Source organism: Pseudonocardia sp. ICBG1293 (assembly GCF_020131355.1).
In the GTDB taxonomy this organism is placed as follows: domain Bacteria; phylum Actinomycetota; class Actinomycetes; order Mycobacteriales; family Pseudonocardiaceae; genus Pseudonocardia.
The window spans coordinates 10,838-29,692 of the sequence record NZ_JAHLEL010000085.1; the positions used below are offsets into that span (position 1 = coordinate 10,838).

Sequence of the window (18,855 nt, forward strand, 5' to 3'; positions counted from 1 at the left end):
CCGGGGGAGGGCGGCGAACCCGGCGCTCCCGCCCGGGGACACCCGGTCGCGCGCGTGGTCGTACCCGGGCGGGCGTCCCGGCGACGCCGCACCCCGGCCGGCACCGCCCGCGGTGCGCGGTCACGACGCCACCGCCCACCGCATCCGCACGGCCGTGCCCGGACCGTGAACGGGTTCGCCCGTCGCACCGCCGCCCGGCCGCTACCCTGACCACCGTCGCCACGCCACTATCGCACGCCCGCCGGAAGCCGATGACCGCGTTGTTGATCGCCGCCGCCCTCGCGCTGCTGCTGTCCTGCTCCGCCGGTCCGGTCGCCGACGTCCCCGCACGCCCCTTCCCGTTCGGAGCCTTCACCGGGTCCGACGCCGAGGGGGTCGCCCGCCTGGCCGAGTTCGAGCAGTGGCTCGGCCGGCCCGTCGACGTCGGGCACACGTACCTGCCCGGCGAGGGCTGGGACGACCTGGAGGGCCCCGGCTACATCCTCGACCCGTGGGCGCAGTGGCAGCGCGAGCACCCCGACCGGCTGTTCGTGCTCAACGTGCCGATGGCCGCCCCGAACGAGGCCGGCCTGTCCGACGCCGAGGTCGCCGGCATCCTGCGGCGGGGCGCCGCGGGCGAGTTCGACCACCACTTCCGCACGCTCGGCGAGCGCCTCGTCGCGCGGGGACTCGACCGGGCCGTCCTGGTGCCCGGCTGGGAGATGAACGGGGAGACCTACTCCCACCGGTGCCGGCCGGACCCGCAGGCGTGGGCGGCCTACTTCCGCAACGTCGCCACGACCCTGCGGTCGGTGCCCGGGCAGCGGTTCCGCATCGACTTCACCGTCAGCCGTGGACAGGACGACATCGACTGGACCGCCTGCTACCCGGGCGACGACGTCGTCGACATCATCGGGATGGACTCCTACGACCAGGGGCCGGGCCGCCGGTTCGCCGACTTCGTCTCCCAGCCCCTCGGGCTGGCGGCGCACGCCGCGTTCGCCGCGGCCCACGGCAAGCCGGTGTCCTTCCCCGAATGGGGCCTGTTCCGCCACGGGGACGACCCCGAGTACTTCCGGCGCATGCACGACTGGATGGCCCGCCAGGACACCGTCTACAGCACGATGACCGACTACTGCCCGCACGGGGTGTTCTGGTGTACGGAGAACCCGCTCTCCGCGCCCGTCGTCAGGGAGCTCTACGGGCGTTGACCCGCGCGGTCCGTTCGGTGAGCGCGGCCAGCTCGGTCCAGGTCCGCGCGGTGTCGAACCCCCGGGCCCACCCGGCCGCGGCCCGGCCCTCGCGCCCGGCGAGCCCGGGGTCGAGCAACCGGTCCGCCACCGCGTCCGCCAGGTCGCCGGGATCCTCGGGCGGGACCAGGGCGCCGACCGCGGGAGGCACCAGCTCGGCCAGGCCGGGCACGGCCGAGGCGACCACCGGGCGTCCGGTGGCCAGGGCCTCGATCGCGGACAGGGACAGCCCCTCCCAGCGGGAGGGCAGCACGACGACGTCGGCCGCGGCGTAGAAGCGGGAGATGTCGGTGGTCGGGCCGAACCGCTCGAGGCCGGGTGTCCCGGTCACGGCCGCGCCGGTCCCACCCGCGTCGCCGCCACCGACCAGCACCAGCCGGGCGTCCGGGACCCGTCCGCGCACCGCACCCCACGCGGCCAGCAGGACGTCCTGTCCCTTCTGCCGGGCGAAACGCCCCGGGCAGACCGCGACCGGCGCGTCGTGCGGCAGCCCGAGGGTGTCGCGGGCCGCGCGCCGCTCGTCCGGTCCCGCCGGTCGGAAACGGGCCAGGTCGACGCCGTTGCGCACGACCGCGATCGGCTCCGGCACCCCGGCGGCGCGGCCCTGGGCCGCCTCACCCTCGCCGCAGGCCACCACACAGGTGGTCCAGCGCGCCGCGGTCCGCTCCCAGCGCAGGGCCGCACGCGCCTGCACACCGTCGACGGCGAGCCAGGACCAGCCGTGCGGCTGGTGGAGCGTCGGCACCGTGCCGCGCACCGCGAGCCGCCCGGCGAGCCCGGCCTTCGCCGAGTGCAGGTGCACGACGTCCGGTGCCAGCCGGGACACCACCCGCCGCAGCGCGCGCACCTCGCGGGGCACCGAGAGCCCGGGCGCGCGGCCCGCGGCCCAGACCACGTGCGGCACCCCGGCGGCGGCCAGGTCACGGCCGAGCAGGCCGTCCGGCGGGCAGGCGACGTGGACGTCCCATCCCCGGGCGAGCTGGTCCACCGCCGCACCCAGGACGTAGCGGTGCACCCCGGCCACCGTGGGCTGGGTGACGTGCAGGACCCTCACGTCGTCGAGGACCCGGATCCGGGGGGTCGTCGGGTGAGGAGGGTCCGTGCCGCGGATCCGGCGCCGTCGGCGCGCAGCGCCCGGACGGTGGCACCCAGGCGGGCGTGCAGCTCCGGTGCCCGGTCCCGGACGCGGTCGCGCAGCGCGGCCCGCACCCGCACCGTCGCGACGTAGGAGGCGGCGCCCGGTGAGCGGCGACGGGACAGCAGCACCCGCCGCTGCGGGATCTCGACGCTCTGCCACCGCCGCTTGTAGGACTCGGCGCCCCGCAGCATGTCGAGGGCCACCCGCTCACGGTGCTCCACGACGTCGAGGCTACGGGAGAGGGTCAGCGCCGCCCCGTCACCTCCGTCCCGCAGCGCGGGGGAGACCCCCAGCAGGTAGGCGTACACCGCGCGCGGGCCGACGAGCAGCAGCATCGCGGCGACGTCGACCCCGTCGACGCGGTACAGGTCCAGGTGCGCCACCCCCGCCGGGACCAGGACGTCGAGTGCCCCGGTCAGCATCGCGGCGAAGCGGGGGGTGCGGTGCTCGGGGTTCCCGCCGCGCCCCTCCCACTGCAGCGCGTGCAGGTCGAGGAGCGTGGCGACCCCGGTGGAGGTGCCGACGGCGGCGCCCGGACCGGCCGGGAGGTACTCCACGCCGGTGGCCCGGACCTTGCGGATCCGGGTGCGCAGACGCTTGCGCGACCGTCCCTCGGTACCGGCGAGCAGGGCCTCGACCGAGCCGAAGGGCACCTCCAGGCACACCGAGGACGCCACCGACACCGCACCGCGCCAGTGCGCGGCCACCGCCGCGGCGACACCGTCCGCGCGGACCTCGGGCAGCTCCACGACCTGCCACCCCGGTTCGGCGAGCACCGACCGGGCGAGGTGCCGGACGGCCTCGTCGCGCACCGTCTCGTCGACCAGGAACTCGGTGATGTCCGACAGCCCGCCGCCGACCGGGCCGAGCACGCGGACACCGGCGAGCCGGCGCGTCATCAGGGCGGCGCCGGCGACGAGGCGGCCGTCCCGGCGCACCGTCACCACGTGCAGTGAGGCACCGTCGCCGTAGTGGTCCCACCAGGCACACAGCCACCCCGAACGCTGGAACGGGGTGGCGCTCGCACAGCGGTCGGCGAGGGCGTCCCACTCGGCGGCGAGATCCCGGAAGCCACCGGGGTCACGCACCGGGGCGACGGACCAGTCACCGCCGAGCCCGCCCGCCGCGGTCACCGCCGGACCACCGTCGACGCCGGCCGGACGCCGTTGCGCCGGGGCACGGATGCCGGTGCCGTTGCCGGTGCCGCTGCCGGGGTCCGGCCCGGGGCCGGCGGCGTGGCGGGGGCGGGGGCGGGGGCGAAGTCACGGGGCGCGCGGCTCGACGCGGCGAACAGCCCCAGACCGGCGAGCAGTACACCGGCGGCACCGCCGACCATCGCGAGCAGCGCCGGGGAGGCCGACACCGGCTCGACCGGCTCCACGGCGGGCGCGAACACCGCCAGCGCCACGCCCGTCTCGGCGCTGCGCTGGTTGCCGTAGGCGACGAGGCTCCCGGCGAGGGCGTTCGCGGTCGCCGTCGCCTCCCGCGGGTCGCCCGAGAGCCCGGCCACCTCGACCAGCGGGGCGTCGGGGGAGGTCTGCACCTCGGCCCGGTGCAGGACCTGCTCGACGGGGGTCCGCAGCTGCGCCGCCGCGGCGGCCGCGACGGCGGGCTCCCCGGCGATACGGCCGAAGGCCTGCGCGAAGCTGGTCGCCCGCTGCTGGCCGTCGGCGTCCTGCGCGGTCACCGCGACGTAGGCGGCCGTGCGGAAGGTCGGGCCGCTGACCAGCCCGTACCCGGCTCCGGCGCCCGCCCCGGCCGCGACGACGAGCGCCAGCACCCCGGCCCGCAGCGCGAGGCGGCGCCGCGAGGAGGGCGGGCCGGCGGCGGGGGTGGGCGGTGTGACCGCCCACCGGTGGGTCTCGGCGGTGGGGTCGTCCACCGGCCCCTGCTCGGTCCCGGGGGCGCCCGTTCCCGGGCGGGATCCGTCGGACGTGCTGGGGTCGCTCATGTCAGGGCCTTTCGGGGCATCGGGTCGCGTGCGGCGAGCCGTCGGTAGAGGGCGTCGAGCTCCGCGGCGACGTGGACCACGTCGAAGCGGTCCAGGCCGGCCGCCGGGCGGCGGTCCGGCGGCCGGTGGAGCAGTGACGCGACGGCGACGGCGACGGCGCCGGGGTCGGAGGCGACCCGCAGGTGACGCGGGTCGTCGAGCTGATCCAGGACGGGACCGGAGGCGTAGGCGACGGGCAGCCCGGACGCCGCGGCCTCCAGCAGCGCCAGGCCGAAGGTCTCCTCGGGCGCGGGGGAGGCGAGCACGTCCATCGCGCCGAGGTGCGCGGCGACGTCGTCGACCTCGCCGGTGAACACGACGCGGTCCGCGACGCCGGACCCCCGGGCGTGCCGCTCGAGCGCCGCGCGTGCGCTGCCGTGCCCGACCACCAGCGCGGTGACCCCGGGGAGTGCCGGCAGGGCGTCGAGCAGGACGCCGACCCGTTTCGGCGGTTCTAGCCGCCCGACGACCCCGACGACCGGACGGTCGGCCGCCACGGCGTACCGGCGCCGCACCCGCTCGCGGTCGGCGGCGTCGAAGCGGTGGCCGGCCACGTCGGTCCCGTTGCGCAGCAGCGTGATCCGTCGGTCGGGGACGCCCCACCCACGGAGCCGGTCAGCCACCTCCTGCGACACCGCGACGGTCGTGCGCCCCAACCGCTCGGTGGCCACGTAGAGCCCGCGCACCCCCGGCCGGTCCACCGGTCTGCCCTCGATCAGCGTCCCGTTCAGCGAGTGCTCGGTCGCCACGACGGTGCGCACCCCGGCCAGCCGTGCCGCGAGCCGGCCGTACACGCAGGCGCGGTAGAGGTGGGTGTGGACCACGTCGAAGCGGCCGCGCCGGATCAGCCGGACCAGCGCCGGGAGCGCGGACAGGTCGGTGTTGCCCGACATCGGCACGAGGTGCACCGGGACGCCGTCCGCCCGCAGACCGTCGGCGACGACGCCCGGGTTGCCGAGCGCGACGACCTCGGTCTCGGCGCGGCGGTGGCGCAGCAGCAGGCGCAGCTGCCGCTCGGCGCCGCCCGCGTCGAGACCGGTGATGACGTGCAGGACCCTCATACGAACGTCGCCTCCCCGTCCGGGACGCGCACCTGCCGCCGGACGTCCTTCGCGCGCAGCCGCATCCCGCCGTCCCGGTCCCCGACGAACGTGCGCGGCAGGGCGTGCCGACCCGCCCGCTCGTGCGGTGCGATCGCGGCGGCGTGTGCGTAGCCCGCGGACCGCACGGCGTCGATCTCCCGGTGCCCGACGTGGCCGTAGGGGTAGGCGAAGCCGGTGACCGGCCCGCCGACGAGGTCGGCCAGCTCGGCGCGGCTGCGCCCGACCTCGTCGCGCAGGCCGTCGGCGTCCCCGGCCGGCAGCGAGACGTGGGCGACCCCGTGGGAGGCGACCTCCATGCCCTCCGCCGCGGTGGCGCGGACCTCGTCCGCGGTCATCAGCCGCTTGACCGGGCCCGGGACGTCCCACGCGTTCGTCCCGCCGAGGCGTCCGCTGAGCACGTAGACGGTGGCGGTGAACCCGTGGCGGCGCAGGACGGGTACGGCCCGGTGCAGGAAGTCCCGGTAGCCGTCGTCGAAGGTCAGGCCGACCAGGTCGCGGGCGGGGCCGTGCCGGCGGGCCTCCAGCAGCTCCGCGACGCCGACACCGCGGAGCCGGCGGGCGGCCAGCCAGGCCATCTGCCGGGCGAAGCGCTCGGGGGTGACGGTCACCCGGTACGGGTCCTCGGAGTAGTCGTCCACCGAGTGGTACATCCAGATCCAGGGCCAGCGGGTGGTGGTCACGTCGCGCTCCTCGTCCCGAGTACGGCTCGCAGGGAGGGCAGGCCACCGGTCGTCATCGCGACGGGGGTGAAGACCGCGAGCATGGCCACCCCGCCCACCGGCACGGCGACGATCCCGGGCAGCGTCCCGACCAGCGACGCGACCCCCGCACCGACCACAGCCGTCACCGCGACGGCGGGGAGCAGCCGGAGCAGGATGGCGCCGATCGCACGGGGCTCCACCGCCTGGGCCCTCGACCGGCGGGCGAGCAGCAGTCCCAGCGCGGTCACCGAGATGCCCGCCGCGTTGCCCACGGCGATGCCGGGCGCGCCCCAGAGGCCGGCGCCGACCCCCGCCACGACGGCGGTCACCAGCAGTCCCGCGCCCATCGTGGCGGCGGGCAGGAACGTGGACGGTCCGCTGAACAGCGCGCGGCAGACCAGCTCGACGAGCGCCTGCCCGAGCAGGCCGAACACGTAGATGCGCAGGATCGCGGCGGTGTCGGCGGTGTCGGCTGCGGTGAACGCCCCCCGCTCGAACAGCAGCGCGACCACGCGTGGGGCGAACACGAACAGGAAGGTGGTGGACAGCAGCACCACCGCACCCACGATCCGCACGTCGGCCTCGAGCCGGCGCCGGGCGTCGCCCGCGTCGCCGGCGACCAGGCTGCGGGCGAGCAGCGGGAAGGTGACCACGGCGATGATCAGGGCGAGCGTCGAGGGCAGCTGGCCGATCTTCTGCGCGTAGTTGAGGTGCCCTCCTCGAGCGTCGAGCCGACGAACCGCTCGACGTAGACCTGGGCCTGGCGGGTCAGGGTGTAGACGGCGATCGGCAGGAAGGCGCCCGCGCTGATCAGCGCGGAGCTCCGGACGAGAGCGCGCGGGACCGGGATGCGCCGCAGGTACGACGGCAGCTGCACCGCGACCATCAGCACGGCGCCGGCCGTCACCCCGATCGCCGCGGCCAGCACACCGAGCCGCTCGTGGAACGCCACGACGGAGCCGACGATCCCGACGTTGAAGGCGAGCGAGATGGCGGCGGGCGGGCCGAACACCAGGTGGGCCCGCAGCGCCCCGGCGGCGAACCCGGCCAGGCCGATGAACACCAGGCTGGTGGCCACGACGCGCATCGCCTGCACCCCGAGCGCCGGTTCGGTCAGGCCGGGGGCCAGCGCCGGGACCAGCCACGGCGCCGTCACCGCCACGATCCCGGCGACGACGACCAGCCCGAGGGCGAGGCGGGGCAGTGCGTAGGAGACGACTCCCGCCACGGCCGTCCGCGGGTCGGGAGCCGGTGCCGACGGTGCCGTCGGTGCGGTCGGCGCGGCGGCGACGGCGAGTGCGCGGGTGAAGGCCGGGACCAGCAGCAGCGCCATCGCGCCGCCGATCAGGAGGGGGACCGCGGTCTCGGCGATCGTCCAGGCCACCAGGAAGGCGTCGGTCGTGCCGTCCGCCCCGAAGTAGGAGGCCAGCATCAGGTCGCGGACGACGCCACCCAGCGCGCCCAGCGCGATGAGCACCGCCGACACGACCGTGGCGGTGAGGATCATGCGCGACTCGCCGGAGCCGGAGCCGGAGCCGGAGCCGGAGCCGGAGCCGGAGCCGGAGCCGGAGTCGGAGCCGGAGTCGGAGCCGGAGCCGGAGCGGGGGCCGGGGCCGGACCGGGGCGTCGGCCGTCCGGCGGGCGGGCCGGCCCCGACGGGGGCCGGCCGGTCGCGCAGGCCGTAGGAGGCGGCGAGGCCGACGATCACGCCGACCAGCACGCTGGTGGGTCCGCCGGTGTCGGCGTAGAGGAACTCGATCCCCTGCCACAGCACCATGCCGAGCACGGCGAGCCCCACGGCGCGCTCCAGGGGCGTCGTGCTGCGCCGCACCCGCTGCAGCGCGCCCAGCGACACCGTCGCGAGCAGCCCGACCAGTGCCGTCGCCCCGAGCAGCCCCTGCTCGGACAGGACGAGCAGGTACTGGTTGTGCGGCGACAGCAGCTCCTGCTTGACGTAACCGGCGCCCGGCTGGTCGGTGTCGCTGCTCGAGCTCAGCCCGAGCGGCGCGTGCCCGTCGCGCAGCTCGGGGAAGCTGCGCAGCCCGGCCCCCGTGACGGGGTGCTGTGCCCAGATCGAGGTCGCGGTGTCCCAGAGGTGGTAGCGGTCGCCGACCGAGGAGTCGGGGGAACCGACCGAGGACACGGCGCTCCCCAGCCGTGTCCCGATCTCGCCCGCACCCAGCCCGAGCCCGCCGACGAGGACGACGGTCAGGGCCGCCGCGACCGCGGCCACCCGCAACAGCCCGCCCGGTCCGAGGTGGGCGAGGAGCAGTACGACGACGACGGCGGCGGCGAGCCAGCTGCCCCGGCTCAGCGAGAAGGCCAGCGGGACGAGCAACGCGACGGCCAGCGCGGTGAGGACGAGCCGGTGCCGGGCGTCGGCCAGGGCCACGGCCCCGGCGACGCAGACGGCCAGCGCGAAGCTCACCACCGCCGACATGGCCATGATCTCCTGGGCGCCGAAGGTGCCGACGGCACGCACGGTCTCCCCGCCGATGGAGGCGCCGGTCCCGCTCAGGTACTGGACGACGCCCACCGAGCCCTGCACGACCCCGGACACCACGAACGCGCCCGCGACGACCACGATCCGGCGCGGGGTCCTGGCGACCGCGGCGACGGCCGCCGGCACGAGGACGAACACCTGCAGGTAGCGCACGAGACCGGGCAGTGCGGTCGCGACGTCGGTGGCCACCAGCGCCGAGACGGTCGCGGCCGCGGCCAGGGCCCCGAACACCACCGTGGCGGGCCGGGGCAGGTCGAACCGGCCACCGACCAGACCCGCGGCGACGACCGCGACCAGCGCCAGGGACGCCAGGTCGGCCGCGGTGACCGACGAGCCGCCCGCCTCCAGGTGCGGCCACGGCAGGTTGACCGTCAGCACGATCGCCGCGACCGCCCAGGTCGGCCGGCCGGTCCCGGTGTCCGCCGGGGTCGGCGTCACCGGTGGACGCGGCGGGGCCGCCGGCTCGGCCACCGCGGTCGTGGCGGTTCCACGACGCATCTGCGGGAAGGTCCTCTCTCGCCGTCTGCGGGACCGCCTCAGACGACCGGCCGGGGGGCGTCCACGAGCCGGCGTGCGCCGCCGCCGGCCAGCGGGTCCACGACGTGGGTCGCCGTGCGGACCGCGGTCCGCCGGTGGCGCAGACCGCTGAGCCGGTAGGCCGTCGCGAGCCCGGCCTTGGCGAGGAGCCCCGGGCCGGCGGTCGACCGGGACCGGGGGCGCCAGCCGAGGTCGGAGCGGAGCACGCCGTTCCCGAAGTGGACCAGGTAGGCCCGCCGGCTCGGCGCGGTCCAGTGCTCGGTGGTCAGCGAGACGTTCACGACGTCGTCGTTGACGATGCGGTGCGGGGCGTTCAGCGGCCAGTGCAGCATGTCGCCGGCCTCCAGGTCGTGGACGCGGGCGTACTCGTCGAACCACGGCTCGTAGGAGATGCCCTCCTCCGAGACGCGCCGGACGACGTCCTCGATCTCGGGTCCGCGCAGGAACGGTTCGGTGGGTGGGTAGACCCAGATGCGCTTGCGGCCGCGAAGCTGCCAGAGGGTCTGGCAGGGCACGTCGGTGTGGTAGTGGACCCGGGCCCCGGGGGAGGAGACCAGGACCCCGATCCGGTGCCGGGAGGTCCGCAGCCCCGGGACGCCCTCCTCGATCTCGGCGTAGATCCGGGCCACCAGGTCGGCGAACCGCCGGTCGACCTCCTCCAGCCCCATCATGTTGATCCACAAGCGGCCACCGCGGACCGCCTCCAGCACCTCGGCGCCGGTCCGCCCGCCACGGTCGCAGGCCGACCAGGTGTTGGCCCCGACGCTGCCGGCCGTGTTGATCTGCAGGTGTGTGCCGGGCAGCTGCTCGACGAGGCGTGCGAGCGAGCCGTCGGAGAACAGGTCGAGCCCGGACAACGTGTGGCGCAAGCGGAGCGGCTGGGTCCCCCACAACCCGGCCGCCCGCCCGTCGAAGCCCTCGAAGATCATCGCCGCTCCCGTTCTCGACCCGGCCCGCTGATCGCGCGGTGTGACAACGGTCGTGCGAACGAGAGTCTGCGTTACGCCGTTCATACAGGAAATTGCGCGGGAAACTGACTGTGAGCGAGATAAACCTCAAAGTTATCGGCTGTCCGAGTGAAACGCGGACGGCTCGACCGGCGAGTACGCCGATGTCGGATCACTCAGAGGAGCCGAGGTCGAGCGCTGGTGAGTACCACCGAGAAGTCCTTGGACAGTAGCGTCGCGGCGCCGGCGGGGACGCACGTGGAGTCCGAAATGCTCCGCCCGGGCCACCCGCTGCGGCCGGTCGGAGTCGGCCGGGTTCGTGCGTGGATGGTGGTCGGGCCGCTCGACGCGGTCTCGCTCCTGTCGCCGATCCTGTGGCACGGGACGCAGGTGAAGGCGACGCTCGCGATGGCGGCCATCGCCCTGTACCTGCTCGTGGGCGGACGCCGTTACCGCGCCCGGCTGCACCTGAGCGTGCTCGACGAGCTCCCGGCCGTGCTCGGCAAGCTCCTCATCGCCACGGCGATCGTCGCCACCCTCATCGCCCCCCGCTACGACTCCGCGGACGTCGTCTCCACGTTCCTGATGAACTCGGCCGTGGTGATCGGCCTCGTCGTCCTGGGCCGGGTACTGGTCACGACGGTCATCCGCTGGTCACGGGCAACCGGCCGCACCCGGCACCGCACCGTCGTGGTCGGCGCCGGCCGGGTGGCCGCCGACCTGTGCCGGGTGATCGGCGACGAGCCCCGCTACGGCCTGGACGTCGTCGGGTTCGTCGACGACGGCGGGCTCGGCCCCGCCGCGTCGCGTGTCCCGCGCCTGGGCGACGTCGACGGGCTGGAACGGGTCGTCCGCGAGCAGCGGATCAGCGTCGTGCTCGTCGCGGACGGGGACATCTCCGAGAACCACCTCGTCGAGGCGGTGCGCCGGCCCGCGTGCGTGTCGTGCGACCTGCTCGTCGTGCCGCGGCTGCACCACTTCCAGACCCGGACGGTCCTGCCCGACCACATCGGGTCCATCCCGGTCATGCGCGTACTGGCCCCGCCGGTGAACGGGCCGGTCCGGTGGATCAAGCGCGCCCTCGACGTCCTGGTCGCCGCCGTCACGCTGGTGGTGCTGTCGCCGGTCCTGACGCTGTGCGCCGTCGCGGTCCGGATCGAGGGCGGCCCCGGGGTGGTCTTCCGCCAGCCGCGGGTTGGCCGGAACGGCCGGACCTTCGACTGCCTCAAGTTCCGCTCCATGCGCCCGGTCGACGACCGCGAGTCCGCGACGCAGTGGTCGATCGCGGCCGACGACCGGGTCGGGCCGGTCGGCAGGTTGCTGCGGCGGACCTCCCTCGACGAGCTCCCCCAGCTGTGGAACATCCTGCGTGGGGACATGAGCCTGGTCGGGCCACGACCCGAGCGGCCGCACTTCGTGTCCCGGTTCTCGGGGGAGTACGACCGGTACTCCTACCGGCACCGGGTCGAGGCCGGGCTCACCGGTCTCGCCCAGGTGAACCGGCTGCGCGGGGACACCTCGATCGCCGACCGGGCCCGCTACGACAACTACTACATCGAGAACTGGTCGCTCTGGCTCGACTTCAAGATCGTGGTGCGGACGTTCGCGGAGGTGGTCGCCGCACGGGGCCGCTGACACCCGGCCGGGTGGTCGTCCCGCTGTCGCACAGCGGGATCCGGTCCGGAGGGGCACGGTATCGCGCATGACGCCGTGCCGCACCGCCCTCGTCGCCGCTCTGCTGTCCACCGGGCTCCTGCTCGCCGGCTGCGGTGGCGGCGACGCCACACCTGCCGCGTCGGCCACGGCACCCGTCGCCTCCACGGCACCGGCGGCCCCCACCTCGGCCCCCACCTCGGCCGCGGCCGAGGCGGACCCGGCGCAGCAGGTCGAGCGCTGCACCACGACGACCCTGCAGGCGAGCGTGGGCACCACCCTGGGCGATGGGCAGAAGGACACCACCATCGTCTGGCGCAACACCTCCGACGCGCCCTGCACCATGACCGGGTTCGGCGGCGTCGACCTGCGCGGCCCGGACGACCCGCAGTGGGGGCCGTCCTACTCGCTGCCGCGCGCGCAGGAGGAGCCGACCACGTTCGTCGTCAAGCCCGGCGGCACCGCGCACACCGTCGTCACCTGGCTGCCCGGGGACAGCTGGACCCCGACCGAGATCGTCGTGACCGCGCCGGACGAGACCACCTCGACGACGCTGCCGTGGGACCAGGGCCCGGTGCTCCGCCAGGACGGGGCGACCCGCCCCGGCACCTACATCCACCCGGTGGCGCCCGGCTCGGTGTGACCGGGGCGTCGCCGCCCTGCGGTTAACGACGCCGCGGTCGTGACGTACAAGAGGGGCATGGACATCCTTCCGACCCCGCTCCCCGGATCGGCTCTCATCGACCTGAGGCGACTCGAGGACGACCGCGGCTTCTTCGCCCGCGCCTTCTGCGAGCAGGAGTTCCGCGACGCCGGGCTGGACCCGACGATCACCCAGTGCAACCTCTCGTACAACCACGAGGCGGGCACCCTGCGCGGCTTCCACTACCAGCTGGAGCCGAACGCCGAGGTCAAGGTCATCCGCTGCGTCCGCGGCGCGATCTTCGACGTGATCGTCGACCTGCGCCCGGACTCCGACACCTACCTGCAGTGGTTCGGTGCCGAGCTGTCCCAGGACAACTACCGGGCGATGTACGTGCCGCGGAACTTCGCGCACGCCTACCTGACGCTCACCCCGGACGCGACGACGATCTACCAGGTCTCGACGCCCTACACCCCGGGCGCCGAGCGCGGCCTGCGCTGGAACGACCCGGCCCTGGACGTCGAGTGGCCGCACGCGGTCGACCACGTCTCGGACAAGGACGCGAACTGGCCGCTGCTGGCCGACAACGCCGACTTCCCGTCGGTCACCGGAGCCCGCTGATGCTGATCCTCGACACCGCCCTCGCGACGCGCGCCGCCGAGAACCGCCCGATCCGGGTCGGCCTGGTCGGCGCCGGGTTCATGGGTCGCGGCCTGGTCAACCAGATCGTGAACTCCACCCCCGGGATGGACGTCGTCGCGATCGCCAACCGCACCGTCGCCACCGCCGTGCGCGCCTACACCGAGGCCGGGCTGGAGCCGGTCGAGGTGTCGACGACCGCGCAGGTCGAGGCGATGGTCGCGAAGGGTGTCCCGGCGGTGCTGGGCGACGCGTTCGCGCTGGTCGCCGCGGAGAACATCGACGTGCTCGTCGACGTCACCGGTGCCGTCGAGTTCGGCGCCCGGGTCACCGTCGCCGCGATCGAGCGCGGACTGCCCGTCGTCACGATGAACGCCGAGCTCGACGGCACCGTCGGCCCGCTGCTGGCGCACCGCGCCCGCGCCGCCGGCGTCGTGCTGACCGGCGCCGACGGCGACCAGCCCGGTGTGCAGGCCAACCTGCTGCGCTTCGTGCGCGGGATCGGCGTCACCCCGCTCGTCGCCGGCAACATCAAGGGCCTGCAGGACGAGTACCGCACCCCGACCACCCAGCAGGCGTTCGCCGAGAAGTGGGGGCAGGACCCCTACATGGTCACCAGCTTCGCCGACGGCACCAAGGTGTCGTTCGAGCAGGCGATCGTGGCTAACGCGTTCGGCTTCACCGTCGGGCGGCGCGGCATGTACGGGCGCGACCACGCCGGCCACGTCGACGAGCTGACCGGCACCTACGACGTCGACGAGCTGCGCGAGCTCGGCGGGGTCGTCGACTACGTCGTCGGCGCCAAGCCGGGCCCGGGCGTCTACGTGCTGGGCACCCACGACGACCCGAAGCAGCGCCACTACCTGAACCTGTACAAGCTCGGTGAGGGCCCGCTGTACAGCTTCTACACGCCCTACCACCTGTGCCACTTCGAGGTCCCGAACACCATCGTGCGGGCCGTGGACTTCGCCGACGCCGCGCTGAGCCCGCCCGCCGGGCAGCGTGTCGACGTCGTCGCCACCGCGAAGCAGGACCTGCGGGCCGGGCACACCCTCGACGGGCTGGGTGGCTACGACACCTACGGCGTCGCCGAGTCCTCCCCGGTCACCCGGGCGGAGAAGCTGCTGCCGATGGGGGTCGCGGAGGGCGCCACGCTGGTGCGCGACGTCGCCAAGGACGCCGTGCTCACCTACGACGACGTGACCCTGCCCCCGGGCCGGCTGGTCGACGCGCTGCGCGAGGAGCAGGAGAAGCTCTTCGGCTGAGCGGTCGTGGTCGCGGTGCCGGGGCGGGCGGCGGCGCAGCTGTCCGGTGGGCACCGCGGCCGCGGAGCGCCGCACGGACGACGGACCCCGGACGAGAGGGGCCGGTCGAGGTGACCCGGACGCAGGGTTCTCATCAGATTTGAGTAAGAGGTCGCGCGGATTGGTTGGTGATCATGGACGTCGTGCAGGTCGGGCGTTCCAGCGGTGTGTGGTCCAGGCCTGCCGAATCAAGCTACGGAGTGTGACGATCGTGTCGGCGAGGTCGAAGAACGCGTCGACGACGATTTCTCGTCGTTCGTAGCAGCGCTGCAGCCGGTTGAAGCTGTTGTGCCAAGCGTTGGTCCGCTCGACGTGCCAGCGGCGGGTGGCCTGGATCGGCGCTTTCTCACCCTTGTGCGCGATCTCGCCGTGCAGGCCTCGTTCGGCCAGCGTGTCGCGGGTCTTGCCGGAGTCATAGCCGGCGTCGAGGTGCACGGTGATGTCGTCGGGCAGCGGGCCGAGAGCATCGAGGCGGTCGAGGGTGGGGCCCAGTAGCGGGGAGTCGTGCCGGTTGGCTCCGGCCAGGACTCGGCCCAGCGGGATGCCGTATCCCTCGACGAGCACCGAACGTTTCATACCCTGTTTGCGCCGGTCCACCGGCGACGGACCGGCGACCTCGCCGCCGCCGGGGGCCTTGGTGATGGCGCCATCGACGGCGATGTCGTGCAGCAGCAGACCGACGATGCGGTCGTAGGCGTCCAGGACGATCCGACGCAGCTGGGCGAAGACCCCGAGCCTGATCCACTCGTCACGACGATCGCGGATGGTGGTCGCCGAGCAGGTGCTGTCAGCGATGCCCTCATACGAGCAGCCGAACCGCAGTACCTGCAGGAGCTTGTCGAACACGATCCGATCCGCGATCCGGCGGCGATGGCAGCCCAGCGGATGGGTGGGATCGAACTCGTCTCGATGAGGCAGCAGCGCGGTGAACTGGTCCCACAACGGCTCGGTCAGCCATGATGGCAGGGTGGGCACGCGGCCTCCAGACGATCACGAAGCGTAGATAACTTCATGATCGGCAGGCCCGTACCCGCCCTCGCCCCCAGACACTCGACCGCGGCCAAGCTGTGACCAATCCGCGCGACCTCTAACGCCGGCCGGTCCGGACGCGACAGGTGATCGAACGATCATCCTGCGTGAGGAGGCGACGGGTGCCGTTGCGCCGCTTCGACCGGACGTCCTGGCCCGAGCACGGCCCGCACCGGGAACTGCTCGACCTGCTCGACGCCGTCCACGTGCACCACGGCTGCCCGTCGGACCGGGTGCTCGCACGCCGGCTGCGGACCCCGGCCGCGCGGGTCCGTGACGTCGTCCGCGGTCGCAGCCTGCCCGGCGACGCCGTCGGGGCCCGGGAGCTGCTCGTCGCGCTCGCCGGCGAGGCCGGGGCCGATCCGGCCACGGTGGACCGGGCCGAGGCGCTCACGGTCGCGGCCCGCCGGGAGCGCGACGGCGTCGGCCCCTGGTCGGCCGGGCGCCGCGCGGGCCGACCCCTCTGGTCACCCCCGGGCGTCGCCCCGATCACCGGACCCACGCCGACGGGCACCCGGACCCGCAGGACGGCCCTCGCCGCGGTCCTGCTCGTGCTGACCGCGGCGGCCGCCACGGCGGTCGTACTGTCGGGGCACCTGCCCTTCTGACCCGGGCCGGTCCCGCGTGCCCTTCACGTCGTGGCGCCCGGGTCGCCCGGCCGGTGACCGGGGGAGCCGGGCTCCGACGGCCGCGGGAGCGGGGTCAGCTCGACCCGCCGGTCGTGACGACCACGGTGGTCACGGTCGTCATCACCGCGGCGAGGACGGCGGCGTCGTACTGCGCCTTCAGCACCGGATCGCTCTCCAGCCCCTTCGCGACGGCGCGGGCCCGTTTCTCCGCGGCCCGGCGCTGCGCGGTGTCCACCCCCGACACCGCCGCCCGGACCTGGTGGGTGCTGTGCAGCAGCGCGACCAGCAGGGCGTCGTGGGGGCTCGGTGTCGTGCCCTGCACCAGGACCGAGCGCAGCCGCTCGCGCAGCGCGCGCTCCGGCCCCGGGTCGGTCTCGGGCATCCGCACGGTGCGGAACAGGCCGAGCACCCTGCCCTCCTCCCGGGCGAGTACGCCGTCGGCGACGAGCCGCAGGGCCACGAGCTCGGCCGGCTTCGGGTGCCGGGACGGCAGCATGCCCGTCCAGTGCGACACCGACCGCGGCCTCGGGTCGGCGGTGATCGTCTCGTGCACGGCCGCCAGCGCGGGATGGCCGGGCGCGGCTGCGGCCGGGACGACCTTGTTCCGGTCGTCCACGGTCACGGCGCCGCGCTCGACGAGGTCGCAGAGCAGCGCGCCGTGCAGGGAGGCCGGGTTGAACATGCCCCGGGCCTTCCCGGATTCGTCGTCCAGGCCGATGAGCAGCAGCTCCTCGGACAGCAGCAGATCGGTCACGCGGCCCGACGCTAGGGCGCGTCTCCTAACCCGGCTGGTCGGGCCTGCGCGATGATCAGTAGGTGTCGCGCCGTGCCGTCCTGACCGATGCCCAGTGGGACCGACTCGAGCCGTTACTGCCCTCGTCGGACGGGATGCCAGGGCGCCCGTTCGCCGATCACCGCAGAGTGATCGAGGGGATCATCTACCGGTTCCGCTGCGGGCTGGCCTGGCGTGATGTCCCGGTCGAGTTCGGGCTGTGGCAGACCCTATGGAAACGCCACCGCCGCTACTGCGGTGACGGCACCTGGGACCAGGTTCTCGCAGCTCTGCTCGCCGATGCCGACTCCGCCGGTCTCGTGGACTGGGCCGTGTCGGTCGACTCGACGATCATCCGCGCTCACCAACACGCCGCGACCCTGCAGCGGGACACAGGGGGCCGGATCGAACTACAAGAATCTGCTGATCGAGCCGCCCGATCACGCGTTGGGCCGCTCCCGCGGAGGGCTCGGCACGAAGATCCACCAGCTCGTTGACGGACACGGCCGCCCGCTGGTCGTACTGGTCGGCCCTGGCCAGGCCGGTGACGCCCCGATGTTCGCGCACCTGATGTCACATCTGAGCGTCGGACGGGTCGGTCCGGGCCGACCGCGGACCCGGCCCGAGCGGGTCCGCGCAGATAAGGCCTACTCCTCACGCGCCATCCGCGCCCACCTGCGCGGACGACGGATCGTCGCGGTCATCCCGGAGCCGGCTGACCAGCAGGGACACCGGAAACGACGCGGCACACGCGGCGGTCGACCACCGGCGTTCGACCGGGTCGACTACCGCGGCCGCAACGTCGTCGAACGCGGGTTCTGCGAGGTCAAGCAGTGGCGCGGCCTCGCGACCCGCTACGACAAACTCGCGCTGACCTTCCGCGGCGGAGTTGCACTGAAGGCCATCGTCACCTGGTTGCGCACTTTAGAGGTCATTTCAGAACGAGGTCGACGTGTCTGTTGTAGACGACAAGCGGCTATCTGACCTGCCGTTTGATCTGTCGTCGAGGGGTCAATGGAAACTCGACAAGTCGTTCTGAAACGACCTCTTAGAGCGTCCGGCAGTAGAGGTGGCCGTGTGTCGGTGTTGGTAGAGACACGGACCTGCAAGTGATCATGGGATTGCTGATGTCCTGATGGTCGCCTGGAGGGTCCGTGCCTCTATTGCCAGAATCGCTGATCGACCCCCTCTGGGTCGAGTTCGCTGCCCTGATCGAGGCAGAGCGGCGCCCGGAGTTCGACCCGGCCCATCCGTGGGGATGTCACCGCCGCCGTATCCCCGACCGCCTGGTGTTCGAGCACGTGCTCGCGGCGTTGGTGCACGGCAGCGGCTACGAACGCATCGCCACCCCCGGCTGCTCGGACCGCACGATCCGCCGCCGTCTCGCCCAGTGGGCCGCCGCCGGCGTCGGGGAGCAGGTCCTTCGGGCCGCGCTGGCCGGCTATGACCAGATGATCGGTCTCGACCTCGACGATCTGTCTGCCGACGGAGCGATCACCAAGGCTCCCTGCGGTGGCGAGGTCGCCGGCTGTAACCCGGTCGACCGGGGCAAACAGGGCACCAAACGCTCCGTGGTCTGCGACGGTGCGGGGATCCCGCTGCACCTGATCAGCGCCCGCGCCAATGACCACGACTCGCCGTTGCTGAAACCGACCCTGATCGGGATCTACGACATGATCGGGCCGCTGCCCGAGCGACCGTGCCTGCACCTGGACCGGGGCTATGACTCAGGCAAGACCCGCGATCTGCTCGAACGACTCGGGTTCGACGCACAGATCGCCACCAAGGGCCGGCCCGCCCCGATCCAGGTCGGTAAGCGGTGGCCGGTCGAGCGCACCCATTCCTGGATGAACGGCTACGGCAAGCTGCGCCGGTTCACCGATCGCCGGAAGATCATCGTCGAGTTCTACCTCGACCTCGCCGCCGCGCTCACCGTGATCCGCCGGCTGATCAACCGTGCCCGCAGCCGCTACCGCTGGACAACCCGACCCACGACCCGTCGACTCCGATAACCATCAATCGCCGGGCGCTCTTAGGA

The 18,855-nt window shown here is 74.0% G+C and carries 15 protein-coding genes and 2 pseudogenes; 8 read left to right on the top strand and 9 right to left on the bottom strand.

The features are described 5' to 3' along the window. The first annotated feature begins 251 nt into the window (after positions 1-251). Positions 252-1,190 (top strand): glycoside hydrolase family 26 protein, encoded by a 939-nt coding sequence (locus tag KPF47_RS36675; protein ID WP_224392961.1) that lies wholly within the window; start codon positions 252-254, stop codon positions 1,188-1,190. Here the strand turns inward: KPF47_RS36675 and KPF47_RS36680 are convergent. From KPF47_RS36680 to KPF47_RS36710, 7 genes and pseudogenes are all read right to left on the bottom strand, one after another. After that, positions 1,168-2,283, bottom strand: coding sequence for a glycosyltransferase (locus tag KPF47_RS36680; RefSeq protein WP_224392962.1), 1,116 nt, complete (start codon positions 2,281-2,283; stop codon positions 1,168-1,170). The genes KPF47_RS36675 and KPF47_RS36680 overlap by 23 nt on opposite strands. Further along, positions 2,280-3,500, bottom strand: coding sequence for a GNAT family N-acetyltransferase (locus KPF47_RS36685; protein WP_224392963.1), 1,221 nt, complete (start codon positions 3,498-3,500; stop codon positions 2,280-2,282). The genes KPF47_RS36680 and KPF47_RS36685 overlap by 4 nt, the downstream gene beginning before the upstream one ends. Continuing rightward, positions 3,497-4,318, bottom strand: coding sequence for a hypothetical protein (locus KPF47_RS36690; protein WP_224392964.1), 822 nt, complete (start codon positions 4,316-4,318; stop codon positions 3,497-3,499). Before KPF47_RS36690 ends, KPF47_RS36685 begins: the two co-directional genes overlap by 4 nt. After that, positions 4,315-5,418, bottom strand: a complete 1,104-nt coding sequence (locus tag KPF47_RS36695) for a glycosyltransferase (RefSeq protein ID WP_224392965.1) — start codon at positions 5,416-5,418, stop codon at positions 4,315-4,317. Before KPF47_RS36695 ends, KPF47_RS36690 begins: the two co-directional genes overlap by 4 nt. Then, complete coding sequence (locus tag KPF47_RS36700; protein ID WP_224392966.1) at positions 5,415-6,140, bottom strand: polysaccharide deacetylase family protein; 726 nt, start codon at positions 6,138-6,140, stop codon at positions 5,415-5,417. The genes KPF47_RS36695 and KPF47_RS36700 overlap by 4 nt, the downstream gene beginning before the upstream one ends. Continuing rightward, positions 6,137-9,162, bottom strand: a pseudogene (locus KPF47_RS36705) (lipid II flippase MurJ). The gene KPF47_RS36700 and the pseudogene KPF47_RS36705 overlap by 4 nt, the downstream one beginning before the upstream one ends. A gap of 38 nt (positions 9,163-9,200) precedes the next feature. Continuing rightward, entirely contained in the window at positions 9,201-10,130 is a 930-nt protein-coding gene (locus KPF47_RS36710) for a cupin-like domain-containing protein (protein ID WP_224392967.1), read from the bottom strand. Between the two features lie 345 nt (positions 10,131-10,475). Here KPF47_RS36710 and KPF47_RS36715 point away from each other — a divergent pair, with 345 nt between their 5' ends. From KPF47_RS36715 to KPF47_RS36730, 4 genes are all read left to right on the top strand, one after another. Continuing rightward, positions 10,476-11,783: a sugar transferase gene (locus tag KPF47_RS36715; RefSeq protein WP_224392968.1), complete on the top strand. Its 1,308-nt coding sequence runs from the start codon at positions 10,476-10,478 to the stop codon at positions 11,781-11,783. 67 nt (positions 11,784-11,850) lie between these two features. Further along, complete coding sequence (locus tag KPF47_RS36720; protein ID WP_224392969.1) at positions 11,851-12,444, top strand: DUF4232 domain-containing protein; 594 nt, start codon at positions 11,851-11,853, stop codon at positions 12,442-12,444. A 39-nt stretch (positions 12,445-12,483) separates the two neighbouring features. Continuing rightward, positions 12,484-13,065, top strand: coding sequence for a dTDP-4-dehydrorhamnose 3,5-epimerase (rfbC, locus tag KPF47_RS36725; protein WP_224392970.1), 582 nt, complete (start codon positions 12,484-12,486; stop codon positions 13,063-13,065). Further along, positions 13,065-14,348, top strand: a complete 1,284-nt coding sequence (locus KPF47_RS36730) for an NAD(P)H-dependent oxidoreductase (protein ID WP_224392971.1) — start codon at positions 13,065-13,067, stop codon at positions 14,346-14,348. The genes rfbC and KPF47_RS36730 overlap by 1 nt, the downstream gene beginning before the upstream one ends. A gap of 171 nt (positions 14,349-14,519) precedes the next feature. On the opposite strand, the gene KPF47_RS36735 is transcribed toward KPF47_RS36730, so the two are convergent. Beyond that, a complete protein-coding gene (locus KPF47_RS36735; RefSeq protein WP_224386276.1) occupies positions 14,520-15,362 on the bottom strand; it encodes an IS5 family transposase in 843 nt (280 codons plus the stop codon). Positions 15,363-15,523: 161 nt separating this feature from the next. Between KPF47_RS36735 and KPF47_RS36740 the strand changes: the two genes are divergently transcribed. Beyond that, on the top strand, positions 15,524-16,024 hold the full coding sequence (locus KPF47_RS36740; protein WP_224392972.1) for a hypothetical protein: 501 nt from the start codon (positions 15,524-15,526) through the stop codon (positions 16,022-16,024). Between the two features lie 94 nt (positions 16,025-16,118). Here the strand turns inward: KPF47_RS36740 and KPF47_RS36745 are convergent, their stop codons facing one another. After that, positions 16,119-16,799, bottom strand: a complete 681-nt coding sequence (locus KPF47_RS36745; protein WP_224392973.1) for a GPP34 family phosphoprotein — start codon at positions 16,797-16,799, stop codon at positions 16,119-16,121. A gap of 62 nt (positions 16,800-16,861) precedes the next feature. Between KPF47_RS36745 and KPF47_RS36750 the strand changes: the two are divergent. Then, positions 16,862-17,801: pseudogene (locus KPF47_RS36750) on the top strand (IS5 family transposase). A gap of 170 nt (positions 17,802-17,971) precedes the next feature. Continuing rightward, a complete protein-coding gene (locus tag KPF47_RS36755; RefSeq protein ID WP_224389877.1) occupies positions 17,972-18,829 on the top strand; it encodes an IS5 family transposase in 858 nt (285 codons plus the stop codon). Positions 18,830-18,855 lie beyond the last annotated feature (26 nt).

Coding starts and splice junctions, on each gene's coding strand:
- KPF47_RS36710 (WP_224392967.1), bottom strand. CDS start 10,130: ATGATCTTCGAGGGCTTCGACGGGCGGGCGGCCGGGTTGTGGGGGACC.
- KPF47_RS36715 (WP_224392968.1), top strand. CDS start 10,476: ATGGTGGTCGGGCCGCTCGACGCGGTCTCGCTCCTGTCGCCGATCCTG.
- KPF47_RS36675 (WP_224392961.1), top strand. CDS start 252: ATGACCGCGTTGTTGATCGCCGCCGCCCTCGCGCTGCTGCTGTCCTGC.
- KPF47_RS36690 (WP_224392964.1), bottom strand. CDS start 4,318: ATGAGCGACCCCAGCACGTCCGACGGATCCCGCCCGGGAACGGGCGCC.
- KPF47_RS36695 (WP_224392965.1), bottom strand. CDS start 5,418: ATGAGGGTCCTGCACGTCATCACCGGTCTCGACGCGGGCGGCGCCGAG.
- KPF47_RS36720 (WP_224392969.1), top strand. CDS start 11,851: ATGACGCCGTGCCGCACCGCCCTCGTCGCCGCTCTGCTGTCCACCGGG.
- KPF47_RS36730 (WP_224392971.1), top strand. CDS start 13,065: ATGCTGATCCTCGACACCGCCCTCGCGACGCGCGCCGCCGAGAACCGC.